Consider the following 18,113-nt stretch of genomic DNA (forward strand, 5'->3'; position numbering starts at 1 on the left):
CCCCTTCTCCGCGTGCTTGTCACGATGGCTGCTAACCGCCGGACCTCCGGCGAAACGGCGACGCGAGAGCTCGTTCGCTACTCTCCTTCAGCCGTTGAGCGGCGACCGCAGGGCGCGGCGTGTTCGGGAGGGGCGGCATGGCCGGGGCTCGGGCTCGGGGAGTGCCACGGTGATGACGAGTCCGCCGCCGGGGCGCGGGGAGATGTCGAGTTCGCCGCCGTGCACGCGGACGATGCGGTCGACGAGGGCCAGTCCCAGGCCGTGCCCGCGTTGGCCGGGCCCCCCGGACCGGTCGGTGGAGACGCGGCCCGCTCCCCGCAGGAACGGTTCGCGCAGGCGCTGGACGCCGCCGCCGTCGTACACGGCGCCGGTGTTCTCGACGGCGAGGACGACTCGTTCCGCCGCAGCGGCGCGTCCGGTGGTAACCCGGACCAGCCCCGCTTCCTCAAGGTTGTGTCGGATGGAGTTCTGCACGAGGTTCGCGGCCACTTGCGCCAGCAGAGTGCCGTTCCCGGTCGTCTGCGCGGGATCGAGGCGGCTCTCCACTGCGATGCCGGCCCGCGCCGCGTCCTCGGCCTTTTCGGCGAGCGCGGCACGCGCGATCTCGGCGAGGTCGACCGGTTCGGGGTCCGTCACGTGGTCGACCTGCGACAGGTGCAGCAACTCGTCGATGAGGGAGAGTGACCGCTGGTTCGTTTCGGTGAGCCGTTCCAGCAACCGTGCGTCGGTCTGCTTCCCGGGGTCGTGGGCCGCGACGTCGAGCATGGTCGCCGTCACCGCGAGCGGAGTCCTCAGTTCGTGCGAGGCGTTGGCGGCGAACCGCTCCCGGACGGCGAAGCTTTCCTGGAGGCGGTCCAGCATCGCGTCGAAGGAGTCCGCGACCTGGCGGAACTCGTCGTTGGGGCCGCGCAGCCGAATGCGGTGGTCGAGCTTGCCCGCGGCGGCGATCCGCGCGGCCTCGTTGATGTGGCGGAGCGGCCGCAGCACCCGACCGGCCAGTATCCAGCCGCCCACCGTCCCGACGAGCGCCAGTGCGCCGAGCAGGTAGCCCGATGCGCTGAGCAGCGAGCCGAGGATCTCGTCGCGGGTGGGGGCGACGGGCCTGTTTCGCGGGTTGGCCGCGGTCAGCGGGTAGTTGGGCACCTCGTGCAGGACGATGTAGACGCCGACGAGCACGACCCCGCCGGCGGCCACCAGGAACGCGGCGTAGCTGAGGGCCAGCCGGAGCCGCGCGCTGGACGGCGGCCGCGGCCGATCGCCCCCGGCAGCCCCGACCCCGGCCGAGCGGGGGCGCCACCCGGTCACGGCGCTACCCGCAGGCGGTACCCGGCGCCCGATACGGTCTCGATCGGGTCGGGCTCGCCGAGGACCTTGCGCAGCGTCGACATGGTCACCCGCGGCGCGCTGGTGAACGGGTCGGCGTTGTCGTCCCAGGCCTTCTCCAGCAGTGTCTCGGCGCTGACCACTCCGCCTTCGGCCCTCATCAGAACCTCCAGGACCGCGAACTGCTTGCGGGTGAGGCGCAGGAACCGGCCGTTGCGGTAGGCCTCCCGGCGATAGGGGTCCAACCGCAGGTCGCCTGCCTGTAGGACCGGGGGGACGGTCGCGGTCGGGCGCCGCGCGAGCGCGCGCAGCCGAACGACGAGCTCGCTCACGGCGAAGGGCTTGGTCAGGTAGTCGTCGGCGCCGAGTTCGAAACCGGTGACCTTGTCGTCCAGGCGCTTGGCGGCCGTGAGCATGATCACGCGCACCGACGGGTGGTCGCGGGTGATGATGCGGCACACGTCGTCGCCGTGGGTGCCGGGGACGTCGCGGTCGAGCACCACCGCGTCGTAGTCGTTGACACCGATGCTCTCCAGCGCCGCGTCGCCGTTCAGCGCGAGATCGGCCGCGATCGCTTCGCGCCGCAGCCCCTCTTGCACCGCCTCGGCGAGATACAGCTCGTCCTCGACGATGAGTACACGCATCAGCTCGCCCTCCCGCGTCTGCCTGCGTATTTCCGGTGCCTCCGGCGCCAGCGTAAGCCTAGGACCTCCGATGTTGCAGATTCGTATGGCGAACGCTTAGCACCGCTGCAACAGCTCGGCCGATGGACTGGCTCCGCACGCGGCACAGACCGCGCCGTGTGCGGAAGGGGAAGCATCGAATGACACGTCATCGGATCATCGGCTCCGTCCTGGCCGCGAGTGCCGCGCTGGTGGTCCTGGGGTTCGCGGCGGTCGCCGTCGGCGTCCCGAAGGCCGCCGCCCCGGAGTTCGGGTCCCAAGCCGATCCTGTCACCGCGGCGGACGGCGACCTGTCCGAGCCGGTCTCACCGTTCTCCGACGTTCCCGCCGTCAGCGGTCTCGACGCGGATCTGCGCAACGCCCTGCGCCAGGCGGCACGGGATGCGGCGGACGAGAACATCGAAGTCACCGTGACCTCGGGATGGCGCAGCGCCGACTACCAGGCGGTGCTCCTGGAGGACGCCGTAGAGAAGTACGGCGGCATGGAGAAGGCCCGCCGGTGGGTGGCCACCCCCGAGACGTCGGCGCACGTCACCGGGGAGGCAGTGGACGTGGGGCCGACCGACGCCGCCTACTGGATGAGCCGCTACGGCTCCCGCTACGGGTTGTGCCAGACCTACACGAACGAGATCTGGCACTACGAGTTGGCGACCGAACCGGGAGGGGAGTGTCCACCGCAGCTCGGCGACGCGACCGAGGAGTAGCAGTGGACCTCGGCGAGCGCGGTACCCATGCCGCGCGGACGGTGACACGTACGCCGCGCCGCGCCGAGCGGTTGCCAAGGCAGCCCGGACGTCTCCGCCGACGGCCGGGGCCTCCGGGATTACCGCCGCGAAGGCCGCCGACGAACGGGGCGGCCGCTGGTCCGCGTCGCGCGTTCGCCGTGCACGGCGCTAGGATGCAGGCGGAAACGTCGAGAACCGCCGTGCACTCCCGGCACGCGTCAGCACCGGTCGCGCCGCCCCTCCGCTGCTCGAACACCCCAGCCGCGCGGGCAACAGGTTGGCGGATTCGAATCCTTGCGAGCGCGCAGCGCTGACACCGCAGAGACAACGCCCGACCTGCACAGACAGGCCGGGCTTTTTCGCTGGTCCGGGGCGGTGGCTGACAGGCCTGCAACGCCGGGATGGAGCGCGCTATGGCCGAGCGCAGGGCGCTGGAACTGGATCCGCTGGCAGTCGGCGACCGCTTCCTGCTGTTCAATTTCACCCGGCGGGACGACCACGTCGTCTACCTGTGGGTGCTGCGCGCGGTGGACCGGCTGCGGGAGGTGCACCAGGTCCAGGTCGACGCCGAGCAGGTGGCCGGCGCGCTGGACGAGCTGTCGCGCGAGTACGCCGACGTTCCCGAGCTCGACGGCGGCCTGCGCGACCGGTTGGACCGGCTGCACGACGACGGCGTGCTGCTCCGCTTCGACGATCCCTCCCGCGCGGGCAGCCTGGTCCGCTACCGCAACCGGCAGTCGGTCTACCAGTTCAGCGAACTCGGCTACTGGGCCTACGTCTCGGTCGAGGGCGTGCTGGCCGCCCGGGTGCAGGACGCCAACCTCTCCCGGCTGGTCTTCTCCGACATCCTCGAAGACCTGCGCGGGCTGACCGCGGCCAACCGCGCCGGGGACGGCGAGCAGATCTACCGACGGCTCACCCGGCTGGACTCGGTGCTGGAGGACATGGGCCGCCGCTCGGCACGTTTCCACGTCACTCTCGGCGAGATCATGCAGACCACCGAAACCTCGCCCGAGGTCTTCCTCCAGCACAAGAACGCGCTGCTGACCCACATGACCGAGTTCACCGCCGAACTCGACCGCTATCTCCCGCGGCTCAGCGAGGCCGTGCAGGAGGTCGAGGCGACGGGTCTCGCCACGCTTCTCGACCGCGCCGCCCGGGCCGACGATCGCCCGTTCATCGACCATGAGGGCCGGTTGGAGGAGTGGCGCCGGCGCTGGGCGGTGCTGCGCGCCTGGTTCACCCGCGACGACGACGGCCCCTCGCGTGCCGACGAGTTGCGGTCGGCCACCCGCGTGGCGGTTTCGGCGGTGATCGCGCTGCTGCGCCAGATCACCGAGTTCCAGCGCGGCGGTGTGAACCACGCGAGCCAGCTGCGGCACCTGGCGCACTGGGTGTGGGACGCCCCCGACGAGGACGCCGCGCACGCCCTGATGGGGGCGGCGTTCAACCTGCGTTCGGCGCGCCACCTCGGTGTCGCGCACGACGACGCTGAGGACATCTCGCCCCGCGCCAGCTGGTGGGACGCGCCCGGTGTGGAGGTGTCGGTTCCGCTGTTCCGCAGCGGCAGGCAACCGACGCCCGGTGTCCCCGCACCGCTGCGGGGCAACCGCGGCGCACAGCACGAGCTGCGCAAGCGGCAGGCCGCCGCGCGGGCGGACGAACGCCGTGCCGCCGGCGATCTCGCCGAGGACGGCATTCACGGTCGCGTTCTGGACGAGACGCAGACGCGGGTGCTGCTGAAACTGATGACCAAGGCGTTGGAGGGCCGCACCGTGGTCGCCGGCAGGTTGACCGGCGGGGTGGGCTCCGACGACGCGCTGCTGATCCGCCTGGTGCCCGCCGACGTCGGAAGCACGGTGCGCACCGCGCACGGTACGCTGCACCTGCCGGGACTCCGTGTGGAAGTGAACCCCCGCACCGGCCGGAGGAAGCCCTGATGGCGCGCAGGAAGGCGGCTCACGGCGTCGCGCCCGGCGACCTCGCCGACTACCAGAACGCGGTGCGCCACGTGCTCACCTGCGACTTGATCACGGCCCAGCGTCCGCGGCGCGGCGTGCTGGAGCAGGTGCTGCGCTGGGCCGACGAGATCAGCGCCGACCTGCGTGAGCTACTGGACTACTCCCTGATCGCCACCACCCACCAGGTGCGCCTGGTCCGCCGCCTCGACCACCTGGACGGCACCCAGCGCTCCGTCTTCTCCTACCGGCGACGGCGGTTCGACCGGCGGCGCCTGGCTTACCTGTGCCTGGTGCTGGGCTCGTTCCAGCGCTCGCGCGTGGAGATCAGCCTGGGCGATTTGATCCGCTCTTTCGCGCCCGCCGCCAACGCCATCGCCGGGCTGGGTTTCGATCCCACCGTCAACACGCACAAGGCCGCGGTGGTGGACGTGCTGAACTGGCTGGTCGACCGCGGCGCGCTGCGCCTGTCCGACGGTTCGCTGGAGTCGTGGCTGCGCGACAGCGACCGCGGCGACGCCCTGTTCGACATCGAGCACGACACCTGCGCGCTGCTGTTCAAACCCGCCCGACAGCCCCAGCACCTGACCAGCGCCGCCGGCTTGCTGCACGAACCGCCGGGGCCGGAGTCGCCGTCCGGGCGCGGCGACGCCGCGCGCCGCGCGCGGCGGCTGCTGGTGGAGCGGCCCGCGGCCTACTACGCCGCCGCGGAACCGGACGTGGCCGAGGCGCTGCGCGCACCGGAGTTGGCCGAGGACATGGCGCGGCTGACCGGTCTGGTGGTGGAGCGGCGCGCCGAAGGCGTCATGCTCGCCGACCCCGCCGGCGCGTGCACCGACCGGCCGTTCCCCGGCCGCGACGTCGTGAGCCGCGCCGCCGGCCTCCTGCTGGCCAAGATCGCCGACCTGCTGGAGGAGCACGGCCAGACCACACCGGGCATGCCGCTGCCCACGCTCGCCGAGGACCACACCGGCCTGCTGGACCGGGCCGACGCAGGGCTGCCGCACGAGGGGGTCGTCACAGAGCTGGCCTGGACGGCCGCCGAACAGGACCGCGACCCCGGTGAACCACGCGAGCGCGAGCGGGCCGACGCCCCGTTCGTCGCCGAGAGCCGGCTGCGGGTCCTCATCGACGAACTGTACGAGGAGTTCGGCGCCGCGTCGTTCACGACCGCCTGGCGCAACGACCCGCACGGGCTGCTGGCCGAGGCGCTGGCGTTCCTGGCCGACCTGATGCTGCTGCGGCATGTCCCCGGCGGGGTGCTCGTCCTCCCGGCGGCCCTGCGCTACCGCAACATCACCGCGGCTCTGCATGCCCAGTCGTCGCGCGCGCAGCTGTCCCTGGACATCACCGACCCGGCCACCGACGCTGAGGAGAACGATGGCGCCGCCTCCTGACCGGTTCCACCCCACCCGGGCCGGCATCGTCAACATCTGGGACTACTCCGACGAGGAGTTCGTCTTCGCCGACGGCCGACTGGTGCTGCGCGGCCACAACGGGTCCGGCAAGACGAAAGCCCTGGAGGTGCTGTTCCCCTTCGTCCTCGACGGTTTCCTGGACGCGCGGCGGCTCGACCCCTTCAGCGGCGAGAACCGCACCATGAAGTCCAACCTGCTCTACCGCGGTCAGGACGCCGAGTACGGATACGTGTGGATGGAGTTCGCCCGCCCCGGCGGCGAGACCGCCACCCTCATCGTCGGGATGCGCGCCCAGAAGAACCTCGACGGTGTGCGGCCGTCGTTCTTCGTCACCGACAAGCGCATGGGGGTGGACTTCGGGCTGCTCACCTCCGACTCGCGCCCCTTCACCGAGAAGCAGCTCAGAGGCGTTCTCGGCGCGGAGGCCGCCTGCGACGGCGCGACGGCCTACCGCGCGGCCGTCGACGCCCGGCTCTTCGGCCTGGGACGCCGGCGCTATACGCAGTTGCTGGACCTGCTGCTGGCACTGCGCCGACCGCTGCTGGCCAAGGACCTGGACCCGGTGAAGGTGTCCGAGACGCTGACCGCCGGTCTCAGCCCGGTGGAGGACGATCTGGTCGGCCAGGCCGCCCGGGACTTCGAGAACCTGGCCGCGGTGCAGCGGCGCTTCGACGACGCCACCACCGCCGACGCGGCCGCCCGCGCGTTCCTCGACGACTACACCCGCTACCTGCGGACGCGCACCAAGGCCAAACTGGACCGGATCGAGCGGGCGCGGGAGACGGCGACGGGGCACCTGACGAACCTGGCCGAGGCCATGGCGACGCGGGGCCGTGCCGAGGCCGACCACGGCGCCGCGGTCGCGGAGCGGGACCGGCTGGCCGGCGAACTGGCCGATCTGCGCCGGCGCCTGGACGGGCTCAAGCAGGACGAGAACTATCTCGCCCACGGCGACATCGAGCGCCAGCGCACCTACCTCACGCAGGCGGCCGAGGAGATCGAACAGGAGCAGCGGCGCCTCCAGCAGACCCGGCGGCACGTCGCGTCGCTGGAGCACGAGGCCCAGCAGCAGGCCGAGCACCTGGAGCGGCTCCGCGAACAGGTGACCGGGCATGCCACGGCGCTGGGTGACGCAGCGGAGCGCTCCGGGATCGCCTACGACGGCGACGGCCCGCCCGACACCGGAGACGACCTGCCCACGACCGCCCGCGCCCGCAGCGCGGCGCGGCGGTCCGACGTCGAACACCTGCGCAGCCACCTCTCGACCGTGGCGGCCGCCGAGAAGGACCGCGGGAAGGCGGAGGCCGCCCGCGACCGGGCCGATCAGGCCGCCACCACGCGGGAGGAGGAGTGCCGCACCGCCGAGGCGGAGCTGGAGAAGGCCAGGGGCGAAGCCCGCACGCAGCTTGAGGCGTGGACGGGGCACTGGACCGCGGGTGTGTCCGCGGTCGCCGACGGCGACGACGCGTCGGCGCTGGCCGAGGCGCTGGAACGGCTCGGCGAGGCCGGCGCGCCCACACCGGCCGAGATCTTCACCGAACGCACCGAGCAGCGCCATCGCCGCGCCGTGCAGGCGGCCGAGCGGTGCCGCGCCCGCGTCGCCGAACTGGAGCGCGAGGCGGAGCGGCTGCGGGGCGAGCGCGAAGAGATCGCCGCGGAACGCGACGACGCCCCACCGGCCGACTCCCGGCGACCCGCCGACCGGGACGGGCGCCCGGGCGCCCCGCTGTGGCGCCTGGTCCGCTTCGCCGACGGCGTCGACGCCGGCGAGGCGGCCGGTGTCGAAGGCGCGCTGTACGGAGCCGGACTGCTCACCGCCTGGCTCCACCCCGCACCCGCGCTCACCCGCGAGGCGATCGCCGCCGCCGAGGCCGACGGCTACCTGCTGGCCTTGGCCGAGGAGGACCGCCCCGACGGGCGTACCCTCGCCGACGTGCTCGTCCCCGAGGACCAGGACGCGGTACCCGCCGCGGCGATCACCGCGGTCCTGCGGTCGATCGCGGTGCACGACGCGCTCGCCGAGGGCGCACCGACGCCTGCGGTCTCGGCCGCGGCCCGGTTCGGCTACGGCGTCCACGCGGGCGCTTTCCCCAAGCCGGAACCGGAGTACATCGGGGCGACCAACCGGGAGAACCGCCGCAAGGCCCGCCTGGCGGCCTGCGACGAGGCCATCGGCCAGACCCGGCAGCGGCACGAGGGTGCCGCCGAGGAACTGGCCGTTGCGGACGATCATGTGGACGCCTTCGCCCGCGCCCGCACCGCCCTGCCGCAACCCGGCCCGGTGCTCAAGGCCGGCGAACAGGCCTCCCACCAGGCCACGCTGCTGGTCCAGGCGCGGATCCACCTCGACGAGCAGCAGCAGACCTACGACACCGCCGTGGCGACCGTCGACACCGAACGCCGGCGGCTGCGCCAAGCGGGCGCGGAGCGCAGCATGCCCACCGCGGCCGACGGCATCGCCGCGGTCGACCAGGCCGTCACCGAGTTCGCCGAGGCCGCCGAGCACCTGCACGCCACGCGCGCCCAGGTGGCCACCGTGCACCGCGACGTCGAAGGCCGCCGGGAGACGATCGCCCAACAGCGGGACGGGGCCGAGGAGCGCGCCGAAGCACTCCAGGCCAAACAGGACTCCACGGCCGCCGAGCGCGCCGAGTTGCAGGCCAGAGAGGAGGCCATGGCGGCTCCGGTGCAGGAGGTGCTCGCCGAGGTCGGCGAGACCGAGCAGCGGATCCGCGCTCTCAGCGGCGAGCACGAGGGGCGCGAGCGGGCGGCCCACGAGGCGGACCACGCCAAGGTGCGCGCGCAGGCGGTCATCGACAGCACGGCCGGGCCCCTGGCCGAGTCCTTCGGCGGCTACTTCGAGAACGTCGCCGAGTTCGGCCCCTACGCGCACGGCGACCTGCGGCCGCTCACCGGTGTCGGCACCGCCGACCCCTGGCCCCAGGGCGTCGACTGGCCGTCCGCGGAGCAGGCGGCCCGCGCCGCGGCCGACGCGTTGTCGCAGGCGCCGGAGTCCGCCGAGCCGGCGGCGCTGGTGCGCGCGCAGTTGCCGAGCCGGATCGCGGACCTGCTGGACGTCTACGCCGCCGTCGGAGAGTCGGCGGGAGCGGGCGAGGCCGCGGTCAAGGAGGCCGACGGCCGGTTGTCGGCGGCGCTGCGCGAGTTCGAGGGCGCCTTGGCCTCGTGCAGCGAGGACTACCGGGTCGACCACGAGTCCACCGGCGTAGTCCTGGTGCACGTGAGCGACGAGGCCGGTCGCAACCCTGTTTCCGTCTTCGCGCACCGTATGGCCGATCTGGTCGCCGAGCAGGGCGCCCTGCTTGAGGACCGGGAGCGCAGCGTGCTGGAGGACGAACTGCTCACCGAACTCGCCCAGCAGATCCACGAACGTGTGCGCACCGCCCGGGACCTGGTGCGCGGCATGGACCGCGACACCCGGTCGCGGCCGATGTCCTCGGGCACCAAGGTGGGCATCCGCTGGGTCCGGGCGGACCACCTGGACGAGCGCCAGGCGCGGGTGGCCGGTGTCCTGGAGCGCGATTCGCGCACGCTCGGGTCGGAAGGGCTGGCCGAGTTGCGCGGGCTGCTGCGGGAGATGATCCGCGACTACCGGGCCGACCATGCGCGCGCCACCTACCGGCAGGCGGTCGCGCACGTCGTGGACTACCGCACCTGGTACACGTTCGAGCTGATGCTCGCCGAACCGGGCGAGAAGGACGTGAAGCTGACCCGCGCCCGGCACACCGTGATGTCGGGCGGGGAGAAGTCGGCGGCGATCCACCTTCCGCTGTTCGCCGCGGCCAACGCCCTGTACTCCTCGGCCTACCCGACCTGTCCGCGCATGATCGCCCTCGACGAGGCCTTCGCCGGCATCGACGACCGCTACAAGCCGGACCTGCTCGGCCTGACGGTCAAATTCGACCTGGACATGTTCATGACCGGCCACGATCTCTGGGTCCACTACGACTCGGTGCCCATGGCCGCCCACTACGACATGCACCACGACAAGGCGGCGCACGCCGTGTCGGCCATGCTGATGCTCTGGGACGGCGAGCAGACCGTCGACGCCGACGCCGGGTTCTCCGGCAACGACGAACTCGTGGCGAGCCTGCTCGGCATCGCCCCCAGTCGGCACGCACCCGCGAACACCGAGGGAACCCTGCTGCAGGCGGCCGTCCAGGACGACGACGAGTCCGACGGGGACGGCGAGTGAGTGCGGACGATGTGGAGCGGTTCCGCGGCGCGGAATACCGCCGGCTGCTCACCGCGGCGCGGAGGTCGTTGGAACGCACCGGCGGCGACCTGAGTCGTTCCGTCGGCGTCAGCGGTCCCGACGAGGCCGAACGCGACGCGATCATCGGCATCACCGGCCGATACCGGGCCCCTGGCGCCAAGCGGATCACCGTCGCTCTGCGGGAGCTGAACTCCGCGGTGCACAGCTCCTCGGGCCTGTCCCTGACCGAACTGCTGGAGAAGATCGGTCCCCCGCTGGCCAACCGCCCCGACACGGCCGCACGCGAGGCCGACGCGCGCAGGCAGGCCCTCGAACCGGCCTACGTGAGCCGCCTGTACACGTCGTCCGCGTGGTACCGCGATTGGCTGAACGGCATCGAGGGGGACGGAACCCTCACCCGCCTGGTGCGCCGCGGCGACGCCGCCCTCGTCGCCGCGGCGGTACGGACGCTGGAGTTCCTGGAGTCCCGGCCGGCCGACCGGGCGCCGATCATGCTGCCCGCGTTGGCCGCCGAAGTCGTCCATGACACCAAAGCCCTCAACGAGGGCACACCACTGGCCGGGCTCGTGGTGCGCGCCCTCGCGCTGCGTGCCGACACGCCTCGGCCCCGCAACGCCCAGGAGCTGCGGGATCTGTGGGACCGCTTCGACGTGGTCGTCGACGACCTCTCCAGCAGGGTGCTGGTGCTCAACCTGGCCGCGGAGGGGTCCGGGCTCGGGGAGTGGCTCACCGGCGCGGCGAGGACCGGGACTCCCTTCTACGCGACTCTGCACCAACTGCTCACGCTGCCTGTCGCCGTCGCCGACCCCATGGTCCACGTATGCGAGAACCCCGCGATCCTGCGCCGCGCGGCCGGCGAGCTCGGACCGGCGTGCCCGCCGCTGGTGTGCACCGAAGGACGTCCCTCGACGGCGTTCCGCCGCCTCGCCCGCGCCGTCGCCGAGGGCGGGGGGCGGCTGCGCTACCACGGGGATTTCGACTGGCCGGGGATCTCCATCGCCGCCGACGTCCTCGCCCGGCACGGCGCCGGGCCCTGGCGCATGTCCACCGCCGACTACCTGGCCGGGCTGCGCGCCGACGAGGAGCAGGTGGTCCTCGACGGCACGGCGCAACCGACGCCGTGGGACCCCGGCCTGTCGGCCGCTATGCAGCGCCACGGCCGGGCCGTCTATGAAGAGGCTGTGGGGGCCGCGCTCATCGACGACCTGGCGGGGTGGAGCCCGGCTGCCGACTCGAAGGACGGGTAGCCGCGCCGGCAAGGCAGCCGCCCCCCTCGCAGGAGGCCGAGACTCCCAGGTCACCCGACCACGGCGACGCGTCCGCAGGCCTCCGCCATACCGGCGACGGGTAGGGCCACGCGGTGCGGGGGCCGTCACCGAGCGGGACCCGCCGGTGGCGGTGCGCCGGGCCGGGGCGGCTCGGGTTGGCTGTGCGGCCTGGTTGGTCTGCCGGGATGCGGGTGGTCGTACGGGAAAGCGGGGGACGGTCGTGCCCGTATGACGAAATCCAGCGGCGTTCTTTGGGAATTCGGCCACGATCGCCGCGGCCGGCTCGGGAACGTCGGACATAGCGGGCGCGGGGGCGGGGAGTGCAGGCCCGGCCCCGCCGGCGTCGTCGCCGTCCTCGCCGGCCGCCGCCACCGGCGAGCACTCGGCCCGTTGGGCGCGGGCTGGGCCATCCGCAACCGTCGCCGCCGCCGTTCTCCGTCAGGCCGCCCGTTTGCCGGCAGACCAACAAGGCCGCCCAGCAGACCGGCGTTCTTAAACACGGCCTAAGGCTTCGACCAGGGTCAGGAAGTCGTCACTGTCCACGCACGGGCTCTACTCTCGGAGTCTTCGGTTGCTCACTAGGTTGCTCACTCCCTTCTCGCGAGCAACCTAGTGAGCAACTGCGCCTGAAGACGCAAGGCAGGGGATAGCGTCGCCAGATCTCAGCCTCACACCGAATGCCCCCGTCGGCGCGGTAGCGAGGCAAGGTACGCGTTCGCGAATGCGGTCGCCTCTGCGTGACGGGTCGGCCTCAGGCTGGTGTTACGGGTTCCAGGTCATGGTGGCGTAGACCCGGTCGAAGCGTCCGGCGGCGAGGTCCTGCCGGGCGATCGACCAGGAGTACAGCGCCATCTCCAGGCCCTTGAGCCCGTGCCACCACTGGGCGAGGCATACCCAGTCCTCGGGGCGTATGTCCGTGTCGGCTTTCGGCAGCTCGCCTTTGGCCTCCGCCTGTGCCGCCTCCCGTCCGGCCCGTACAGCGGGGTCCTCCTCGCAGAATTCGTCTAAGGCGTATCCGCCGAGCTGGAGCCCGGGGTGGACGATCTCGTTCTCGATCTCCCCCCAGGCTTCGCGTACCTCCTCCCATGCCTGCATCTGGGCGCTGGTGCAGTCGTCGTCCGGGAACCGTTTCGTTGCGGGAGGGGGACCGGGGTCGTGGACCTCGGAGTGCTCGGGGAGGGAGACGCCGGTGGACCTCAGGCGCAGTCGGCCTTCCGGGAACTCGACCCCGTAAAGCTCGTTGCCCGGTCCCGGGTCGAGATCCACCCGGCGTTCCTCGACGCGTGTACCCGCGGGGATGTGGAGCGCGCTGCCCAGCGTTCCCCGGCCGATCATTTCGGGGTTGGGCCTGGCGAACAGCAGCAGGTGCCCGTCGGGCGGCAGGGGCAGATTAGTCGCGTAGGCGGGCAGTGCGGCGAGATCGAGGGTGGCGGCGAGCCGGCACCAGGGATCGGGGGCATCGGCGGGGAGCATCAGGGGGCCGCCGAGCCGGCCTACGACCGGCCCGTCCGCCATCGCGTCCAGTCGCGCGCACGGGCGGGCGGTGGCGATCCACTGTTCGACGTCTTCCGAAGGGATGTCCACTTCGCGGATCTCTTCACGCAGTCGGCCCAGCTTGTCCAGCATTTCGGAGGTCGGATTCATGGCACACTCCTTCAGATCGAAAGGGCGGTCGGGCGGCGGATGCCGCCTCGGGTGAGCGCAGCGGCCCGTGCGAGCTCAGTCGGCGAAGTCGAGGGCCGCCCCGCGTGCCGTGAGCTCGGCCAACACGGGGTCGAGGGTTCCCGACGCCGCAAAGGTCCAGTCGCCGTCGGGCACCCGGAGGCGGGTCAGCGACGGCATGTCGAGCAGCGGCCGCAAGTCCGAAACCGGCGGCGGAGCGCACCTTGGTCCGGTTCAGTTTCAACTCGCGCAGGTTGCCGAGGTTCAGCAGCGGCCCGGTGTCCTCGACGGCTCCGCATCCGTCCAGATCGAGCCGGGTGAGCCGGGTGAGCCGGGTGAGCCGACCGACCGGGGTCGGGTCTGCGATGCTCGGGCATCCCCGGATCCGGAGATCGGTGAGGGGTCCCCCCGCTCTTGTCGGCGTCGTAGCTAGCGGTACAAGTCGCCTCTGTCATGGAGGGGACTGTAGGAGCCGCGGGTGACAGCGGCGCCCTGTTCGTCGGGTGCCCAGCGGTTCAACGCCCCTCGGTCGCAGCTCGTGATCGGCCAGGCCAAGGGCATCCTGATGGAGCGCGACCGCATCACCGCCGAGGAGGCCGTGGACCGGCTCATGGCGGCCTCGCAGGCGACCAACGTGAAACTGCGGGATTCGGCCGCGAGAATGAGCGCGCCCGGCGCGCTGGATGCGGACCCATAACAACGAATGCGCACGCAGGCTGCCGGTCTTCGTGCGCAGGGGGCGCCGCGTGCCGGGGCCGGATGCCGGATCCACGGCCGCGATGTGCAGGTCACCCGAGGGGGCGGTTGTTTCCCCCTCGGACACCGCGGCAGCGGATCCCCAGGTTACCGCGATCACCGCGGACGGGGTCGACGTGTTCGTGCTCACCTACCGCTGGCCAGAGTGCTGCCACGCGGGGAGCGCTCGGTTGCGGATGGGGGCGTGTGCGGTCTGTATCAGGACGGGGCGTCGGCACTCTTTCGGGAGGCGGCGGGGCCGTCCCAGCGGCCGACACCGCCGACGGCCCAGACCTGGTCGGGGTCGTAGTGCGGTTCGTCGTCTGTGGGGCGCCAGTCCGCCAGGTGGACCACGCCGGGCTCCAGGAGTGCGAGGTCGTCGAAGAAGCGGCGGATCTCGGCGATCGAGCGGATCTGACCGGGCGAACTGGTGGCGGCGTAGAGCTCCTCCAGGAACCGGGCACGGTCGGGGTGGGTGTCGTTCTCGCCGTGGCTGATGGCCACATACGACCCGGGGGGCAGATGCTCCAGGTAGCGCCGCACCAGGGCGTAGGGCTCCTGCTCGTCCCTGAGGAAGTGCAGCATCGCCACCAGCAGCAGCCCCACCGGACGCGAGAGGTCCAGGCGCCGCGTCAGCTCCGGGTGGGCGAAGACCGCCTCCGGATCGCGCATGTCGGCCTCGACGACGCCGGTGACATCGGGGCGGTCGGCCAGCAGCGCCTCGGCGTGGACCCGCACCACCGGGTCGTGGTCGACATAGACCACCCGGGCCTCGGGGTAGTGGTGCCGGGCGACCTCGTGCACCGGGCCTTCGGCGGGCAGGCCGGCGCCGATGTCGAGGAACTGGTCGATGCCCTGTGCACACATCAGATCCACGGCCCGGCGCATGAACGCCCGGTCGGCACGGGCCCACATGCGGATCTCGGGGACGACGGCGAGCATCTTCTCGGCGGCTTCGCGGTCGGCGGCGTAGTTGTTCTTCCCGGCCAAGAAGTAGTCGTAGAGCCGAGCGGAGCTGGGCACCGTCGGGTCCACGCCCGCGGGCATCGCGGGAGCGGCGGGAGGGCTGCCTTCAGTCATGAGGGCCTCGCGGGAGTGCGGTGGGGCGATGGAAAGGTGAAGAGTACCCGGCACTCCCGACATCACGGGCGAACCGGGACGCTGTTGAGCGTAGCGGCTCCCGGATGCGGCTGCCAGCCGTGGGTTCGCGCTCCTCAGAGCGGCCGGCTGCCGTGGTGTGCGGGCGCGGTGAGCCCGGACGCCGGTCGGAATCCGTCCCCGCCGCACGGCCGGTTCCCCCGCCGGGGAACCGGCGTGCCCGCTTGCGCCGCCGGTCAGCTGCGGCCGAGGACCTCCGCGTTCAGGATGGCGCCGCCCAGGCTCCACCCTCCGTCGGGGACCTCTTCGAGGACCACCAGGGTGTTGGGCCGTGCACGTTCTCCGTACACGTGCGCGAAGGCGTCGGTGACCGCGTCCTGGAGCTTCTTCCTCGACTCCGGGGTGAGCGTGTCGGCGGGTACCTTGAGGTTGGCGAACGGCATGGTGTCTGTCTCCTTCCCGTGAAGCCGGTTTCAGCGGGTGTGCGGGTCCGCGGCGTTGAGCGTGGCGACGACCTGGTCGTAGTCGCCGCGCGCCTCGCCATGGCGGAGGAACTTCACCCGCTCGACGAGGACCTCGTGGGCCTCGGGATCGCTTTCGAGCAGCTCCATGGCCTCGTCGGCGAATTCGTCGAGCGGCATGGCGACATCCGAAGTCTCCTGGCCGGGCAGGAGTGCGGTGCGGACCGCGGGCGGGACGATCTCGACGACCTGAACGCCGGTGTCGGCGAGTTGGAGGCGCAGGGTTTCGCTGAGCATGTGGATCGCGGCCTTGGACGCGTTGTAGGACGGCGTGACACGCAGCGGGGCGTGGGCCAAGCCGGACGAGACCGTGACGATCGCGGCGCCGGTCCGCGTCTGCAGGTGTTCGACGAGCGCGGCGATCATCCGGATCGGGCCGAGCACATTGGTGGTGACGACCTCCTCGGCGTCGGCGAGGAAGCCGGGCGCGTGCCAGTCCTCGACCCGCATGATGCCGGCCATGGCGACAAGCACGTTCAGGTCGGGGTAGCGGTCCACCACGTCCCGCGCCGCCGAGGAGATCGACGCCGGGTCGGTGATGTCGATGCGGGCGGTGCCGAATCCGTGCTCGGCGGCCAGCTTCTCCAGCAGTTCGGTGCGCCGCCCGCCGATGACGACGGTGTTGCCCTTGGCCTGCAAACGCAGGGCGAGTGCGAGGCCGATACCTGAGGTGGCGCCGGGGATGAAGACGGTGTTGCCGTTGATGTGCATGCCTCCACCCTGGGCGGCCCGGCCCGATTGCGGGAGAGACCCGCCGATCGGAGGAGTGGCGGTCCCTGGCTGAGTCGCCGGCGGTGACGCACTATGGGACTCGTGAACCGCGCCGCTCTCGCCGATTTCCTGCGCCGCCGCCGCGAGGTGCTCCGCCCGTCCGACGTCGGGCTGGTGCCCGGGCCCCGCCGCCGCACCCCCGGGCTGCGGCGGGAGGAGGTCGCGGGGCTGACCGGAATGTCCACCGACTACTACGTGCGACTGGAGCAGCAGCGCGGTCCGCAGCCCTCGGAGCAGATGCTGGCCGCACTGGCCCGGGCGCTGCGGCTGACGGCCGACGAGCGCGACTACGTGTACCGGATCGCGGGCCACAACGTCCCCCGGCGCACAGCCGGCGACACGCACATCGCCCCCGCCCTGCTGCGGGTCCTGGACCGGCTGGAGGACAGCCCGGCGCTGATCCTGTCCTACCTGAGCGAGGTGCTCGTCGCCAACCGGCTGGCGACCGCCATCTTCGGCGACCGTTCGCACCTCACCGGGTGGGCGCGCAGCGACGTCTACCGGTGGTTCACCGATCCCGCCTCCCGGGCGGTGTACCCGGCCGAGGACCACGATCGGCAGGCCCGCAGCATGGTCGCCGGGCTGCGAGCGGCGTACGGCGCGGCCGGGGAGCATTCGCCGGCGGCCGAGCTGGTCCGGGTGCTCCTGGCGGAGTCCGCGCAGTTCCGCGACATGTGGGAGCGGCACGAGGTCGCGCGCCGGTTCGAAGACCACAAGACCCTGGTGCACCCGGAGGTGGGGCGGATCGACGTGGACTGCCAGGCGCTGTTCACCGAGGACCAGTCGCAGGCGCTGCTGGTCCTCACGCCCGCTCCGGGCAGCGAAGCCGAAGAGAAGATCCGCCTGCTCGCCGTCCTGGGTCACGAGGGCTTCCCGGCCCGGTGGTGACAGGGGCGGCGGCGCTGGTTTCGCTCGGGAGTCAGCCCACCTGGGTTCCGTGGCGGGAGATGCGGGCGCTGAGCGGGGTGTCCGGGAACGAGCGGAGACCGCGTTTCAGCTCGGCGAAGCCGCGCCAGCGGGCGAGGGTGGCTACCGCGTCCCAGAGTTCGACCGCCGCTCGGCCCTCCGGGGCCTCGTCGATGACCGGACCGAAGAACGCGGGGCCGTCGGGCGGTTCGAACGACAGGACCGGGGTGCCGACACCGCCGCCGGCGCGCCGAACCGCCTCCTCGGTTTCGGCGCGCAGCTCGGCGTCTCGGCCGGAGTCCTGCGCCGCCGCCGCGAGCTCGGTCGGCAGCCCCGCTCGGGTCAGGATCGCGGAAAGGTCCCGGGGTTGGGCGGTGCTGGCCAGGACCGCCTCGAATGTGGGCTCCTCGGGGGCGGGGGCGTTCCACACGGCCTCACCCATCTCGGCGTACAGCGGGCCGACCACATCGGCCCCCTGCTGCTCGCGCGCCGCGACCACCACGCGCAGCAGCTCCAAGCCGCGCTGGTGGGCGTCGGGGTAGGCCGCCGGGCGATCGGCGTAGCCGATGGGCTCGTTGAGGATGCGCAGGGACAGCGGCCGCCACGCCACGTTCAGGGGGCGCTCGCGGGCGACGTTGCGCACCCACTGCGCCGTCATCCAGCAGAAGGGGCAGACGGGGTCGAAGAACAGTTCGAGGTCGCTGCCGTCACGGCTGTCACTCATCGTGACCACCTCCGGGTCGGTGCGGTGCGGGATGCGGTCATCCCCGCGCCGGTCCTCGGCGGCTCGCGGCTCCAAGACCGGAAGGCG

The 18,113-nt window shown here is 72.3% G+C and carries 15 protein-coding genes; 7 read left to right on the plus strand and 8 right to left on the minus strand.

The features are described 5' to 3' along the window. Positions 1–87 precede the first annotated feature (87 nt). The gene (locus tag EKD16_RS23755; RefSeq protein WP_131101574.1) at positions 88–1,305 is read right to left on the minus strand and encodes a sensor histidine kinase; all 1,218 of its coding nucleotides are present in this window, start codon (positions 1,303–1,305) and stop codon (positions 88–90) included. Continuing rightward, positions 1,302–1,967: a response regulator transcription factor gene (locus tag EKD16_RS23760; protein ID WP_131101576.1), complete on the minus strand. Its 666-nt coding sequence runs from the start codon at positions 1,965–1,967 to the stop codon at positions 1,302–1,304. Before EKD16_RS23760 ends, EKD16_RS23755 begins: the two co-directional genes overlap by 4 nt. 179 nt (positions 1,968–2,146) lie before the next feature. Between EKD16_RS23760 and EKD16_RS23765 the strand changes: the two genes are divergently transcribed. From EKD16_RS23765 to EKD16_RS23785, 5 genes are all read left to right on the plus strand, one after another. Next, complete coding sequence (locus EKD16_RS23765; protein ID WP_207391390.1) at positions 2,147–2,710, plus strand: M15 family metallopeptidase; 564 nt, start codon at positions 2,147–2,149, stop codon at positions 2,708–2,710. Positions 2,711–3,144: 434 nt separating this feature from the next. Then, positions 3,145–4,671, plus strand: a complete 1,527-nt coding sequence (locus tag EKD16_RS23770) for a TIGR02677 family protein (RefSeq protein ID WP_131101580.1) — start codon at positions 3,145–3,147, stop codon at positions 4,669–4,671. Then, positions 4,671–6,086: a DUF2398 family protein gene (locus tag EKD16_RS23775; protein WP_131101582.1), complete on the plus strand. Its 1,416-nt coding sequence runs from the start codon at positions 4,671–4,673 to the stop codon at positions 6,084–6,086. The genes EKD16_RS23770 and EKD16_RS23775 overlap by 1 nt, the downstream gene beginning before the upstream one ends. After that, positions 6,070–10,320 carry an SbcC/MukB-like Walker B domain-containing protein gene (locus tag EKD16_RS23780; protein WP_131101584.1) on the plus strand — a complete coding sequence of 1,417 codons (4,251 nt, stop codon included), beginning with the start codon at positions 6,070–6,072 and terminating at the stop codon, positions 10,318–10,320. Before EKD16_RS23775 ends, EKD16_RS23780 begins: the two co-directional genes overlap by 17 nt. Next, positions 10,317–11,588, plus strand: a complete 1,272-nt coding sequence (locus EKD16_RS23785) for a TIGR02679 family protein (RefSeq protein ID WP_131101586.1) — start codon at positions 10,317–10,319, stop codon at positions 11,586–11,588. Before EKD16_RS23780 ends, EKD16_RS23785 begins: the two co-directional genes overlap by 4 nt. A gap of 783 nt (positions 11,589–12,371) precedes the next feature. Here the strand turns inward: EKD16_RS23785 and EKD16_RS23790 are convergent. Both EKD16_RS23790 and EKD16_RS26410 read right to left on the minus strand, forming a co-directional pair. After that, positions 12,372–13,253, minus strand: a complete 882-nt coding sequence (locus EKD16_RS23790) for a YwqG family protein (protein WP_207391391.1) — start codon at positions 13,251–13,253, stop codon at positions 12,372–12,374. Positions 13,254–13,328: 75 nt separating this feature from the next. Further along, positions 13,329–13,451 (minus strand): hypothetical protein, encoded by a 123-nt coding sequence (locus EKD16_RS26410; protein WP_278248908.1) that lies wholly within the window; start codon positions 13,449–13,451, stop codon positions 13,329–13,331. Between the two features lie 298 nt (positions 13,452–13,749). Between EKD16_RS26410 and EKD16_RS25895 the strand changes: the two genes are divergently transcribed. After that, positions 13,750–13,968: an ANTAR domain-containing protein gene (locus EKD16_RS25895; RefSeq protein WP_207391392.1), complete on the plus strand. Its 219-nt coding sequence runs from the start codon at positions 13,750–13,752 to the stop codon at positions 13,966–13,968. A gap of 257 nt (positions 13,969–14,225) precedes the next feature. On the opposite strand, the gene EKD16_RS23800 is transcribed toward EKD16_RS25895, so the two are convergent. From EKD16_RS23800 to EKD16_RS23810, 3 genes are all read right to left on the minus strand, one after another. Further along, positions 14,226–15,086, minus strand: a complete 861-nt coding sequence (locus EKD16_RS23800; RefSeq protein WP_242677145.1) for an SAM-dependent methyltransferase — start codon at positions 15,084–15,086, stop codon at positions 14,226–14,228. 254 nt (positions 15,087–15,340) lie between these two features. Next, positions 15,341–15,547: a tautomerase family protein gene (locus EKD16_RS23805; RefSeq protein WP_131101589.1), complete on the minus strand. Its 207-nt coding sequence runs from the start codon at positions 15,545–15,547 to the stop codon at positions 15,341–15,343. A gap of 30 nt (positions 15,548–15,577) precedes the next feature. After that, the gene (locus tag EKD16_RS23810; RefSeq protein WP_131101591.1) at positions 15,578–16,336 is read right to left on the minus strand and encodes an SDR family oxidoreductase; all 759 of its coding nucleotides are present in this window, start codon (positions 16,334–16,336) and stop codon (positions 15,578–15,580) included. 93 nt (positions 16,337–16,429) lie between these two features. Here EKD16_RS23810 and EKD16_RS23815 point away from each other — a divergent pair, with 93 nt between their 5' ends. After that, entirely contained in the window at positions 16,430–17,284 is an 855-nt protein-coding gene (locus EKD16_RS23815; RefSeq protein ID WP_242677146.1) for a helix-turn-helix transcriptional regulator, read from the plus strand. A gap of 31 nt (positions 17,285–17,315) precedes the next feature. On the opposite strand, the gene EKD16_RS23820 is transcribed toward EKD16_RS23815, so the two are convergent. Next, positions 17,316–18,026 (minus strand): mycothiol-dependent nitroreductase Rv2466c family protein, encoded by a 711-nt coding sequence (locus EKD16_RS23820; protein WP_131101594.1) that lies wholly within the window; start codon positions 18,024–18,026, stop codon positions 17,316–17,318. Positions 18,027–18,113 lie beyond the last annotated feature (87 nt).

This window comes from Streptomonospora litoralis (assembly GCF_004323735.1).
Taxonomy (GTDB): Bacteria; Actinomycetota; Actinomycetes; order Streptosporangiales; family Streptosporangiaceae; genus Streptomonospora; species Streptomonospora litoralis.

Bases quoted from the DNA above. Each gene is read 5' to 3' on its own strand.
- EKD16_RS23760 (WP_131101576.1), bottom strand. From the start codon at position 1,967: ATGCGTGTACTCATCGTCGAGGACGAGCTGTATCTCGCCGAGGCGGTG.
- EKD16_RS23765 (WP_207391390.1), top strand. From the start codon at position 2,147: ATGACACGTCATCGGATCATCGGCTCCGTCCTGGCCGCGAGTGCCGCG.
- EKD16_RS23770 (WP_131101580.1), top strand. From the start codon at position 3,145: ATGGCCGAGCGCAGGGCGCTGGAACTGGATCCGCTGGCAGTCGGCGAC.
- EKD16_RS23775 (WP_131101582.1), top strand. From the start codon at position 4,671: ATGGCGCGCAGGAAGGCGGCTCACGGCGTCGCGCCCGGCGACCTCGCC.
- EKD16_RS23780 (WP_131101584.1), top strand. From the start codon at position 6,070: ATGGCGCCGCCTCCTGACCGGTTCCACCCCACCCGGGCCGGCATCGTC.
- EKD16_RS23790 (WP_207391391.1), bottom strand. From the start codon at position 13,253: ATGAATCCGACCTCCGAAATGCTGGACAAGCTGGGCCGACTGCGTGAA.
- EKD16_RS26410 (WP_278248908.1), bottom strand. From the start codon at position 13,451: ATGCCGTCGCTGACCCGCCTCCGGGTGCCCGACGGCGACTGGACCTTT.
- EKD16_RS23800 (WP_242677145.1), bottom strand. From the start codon at position 15,086: ATGACTGAAGGCAGCCCTCCCGCCGCTCCCGCGATGCCCGCGGGCGTG.
- EKD16_RS23805 (WP_131101589.1), bottom strand. From the start codon at position 15,547: ATGCCGTTCGCCAACCTCAAGGTACCCGCCGACACGCTCACCCCGGAG.
- EKD16_RS23810 (WP_131101591.1), bottom strand. From the start codon at position 16,336: ATGCACATCAACGGCAACACCGTCTTCATCCCCGGCGCCACCTCAGGT.
- EKD16_RS23815 (WP_242677146.1), top strand. From the start codon at position 16,430: ATGGGACTCGTGAACCGCGCCGCTCTCGCCGATTTCCTGCGCCGCCGC.
- EKD16_RS23820 (WP_131101594.1), bottom strand. From the start codon at position 18,026: ATGAGTGACAGCCGTGACGGCAGCGACCTCGAACTGTTCTTCGACCCC.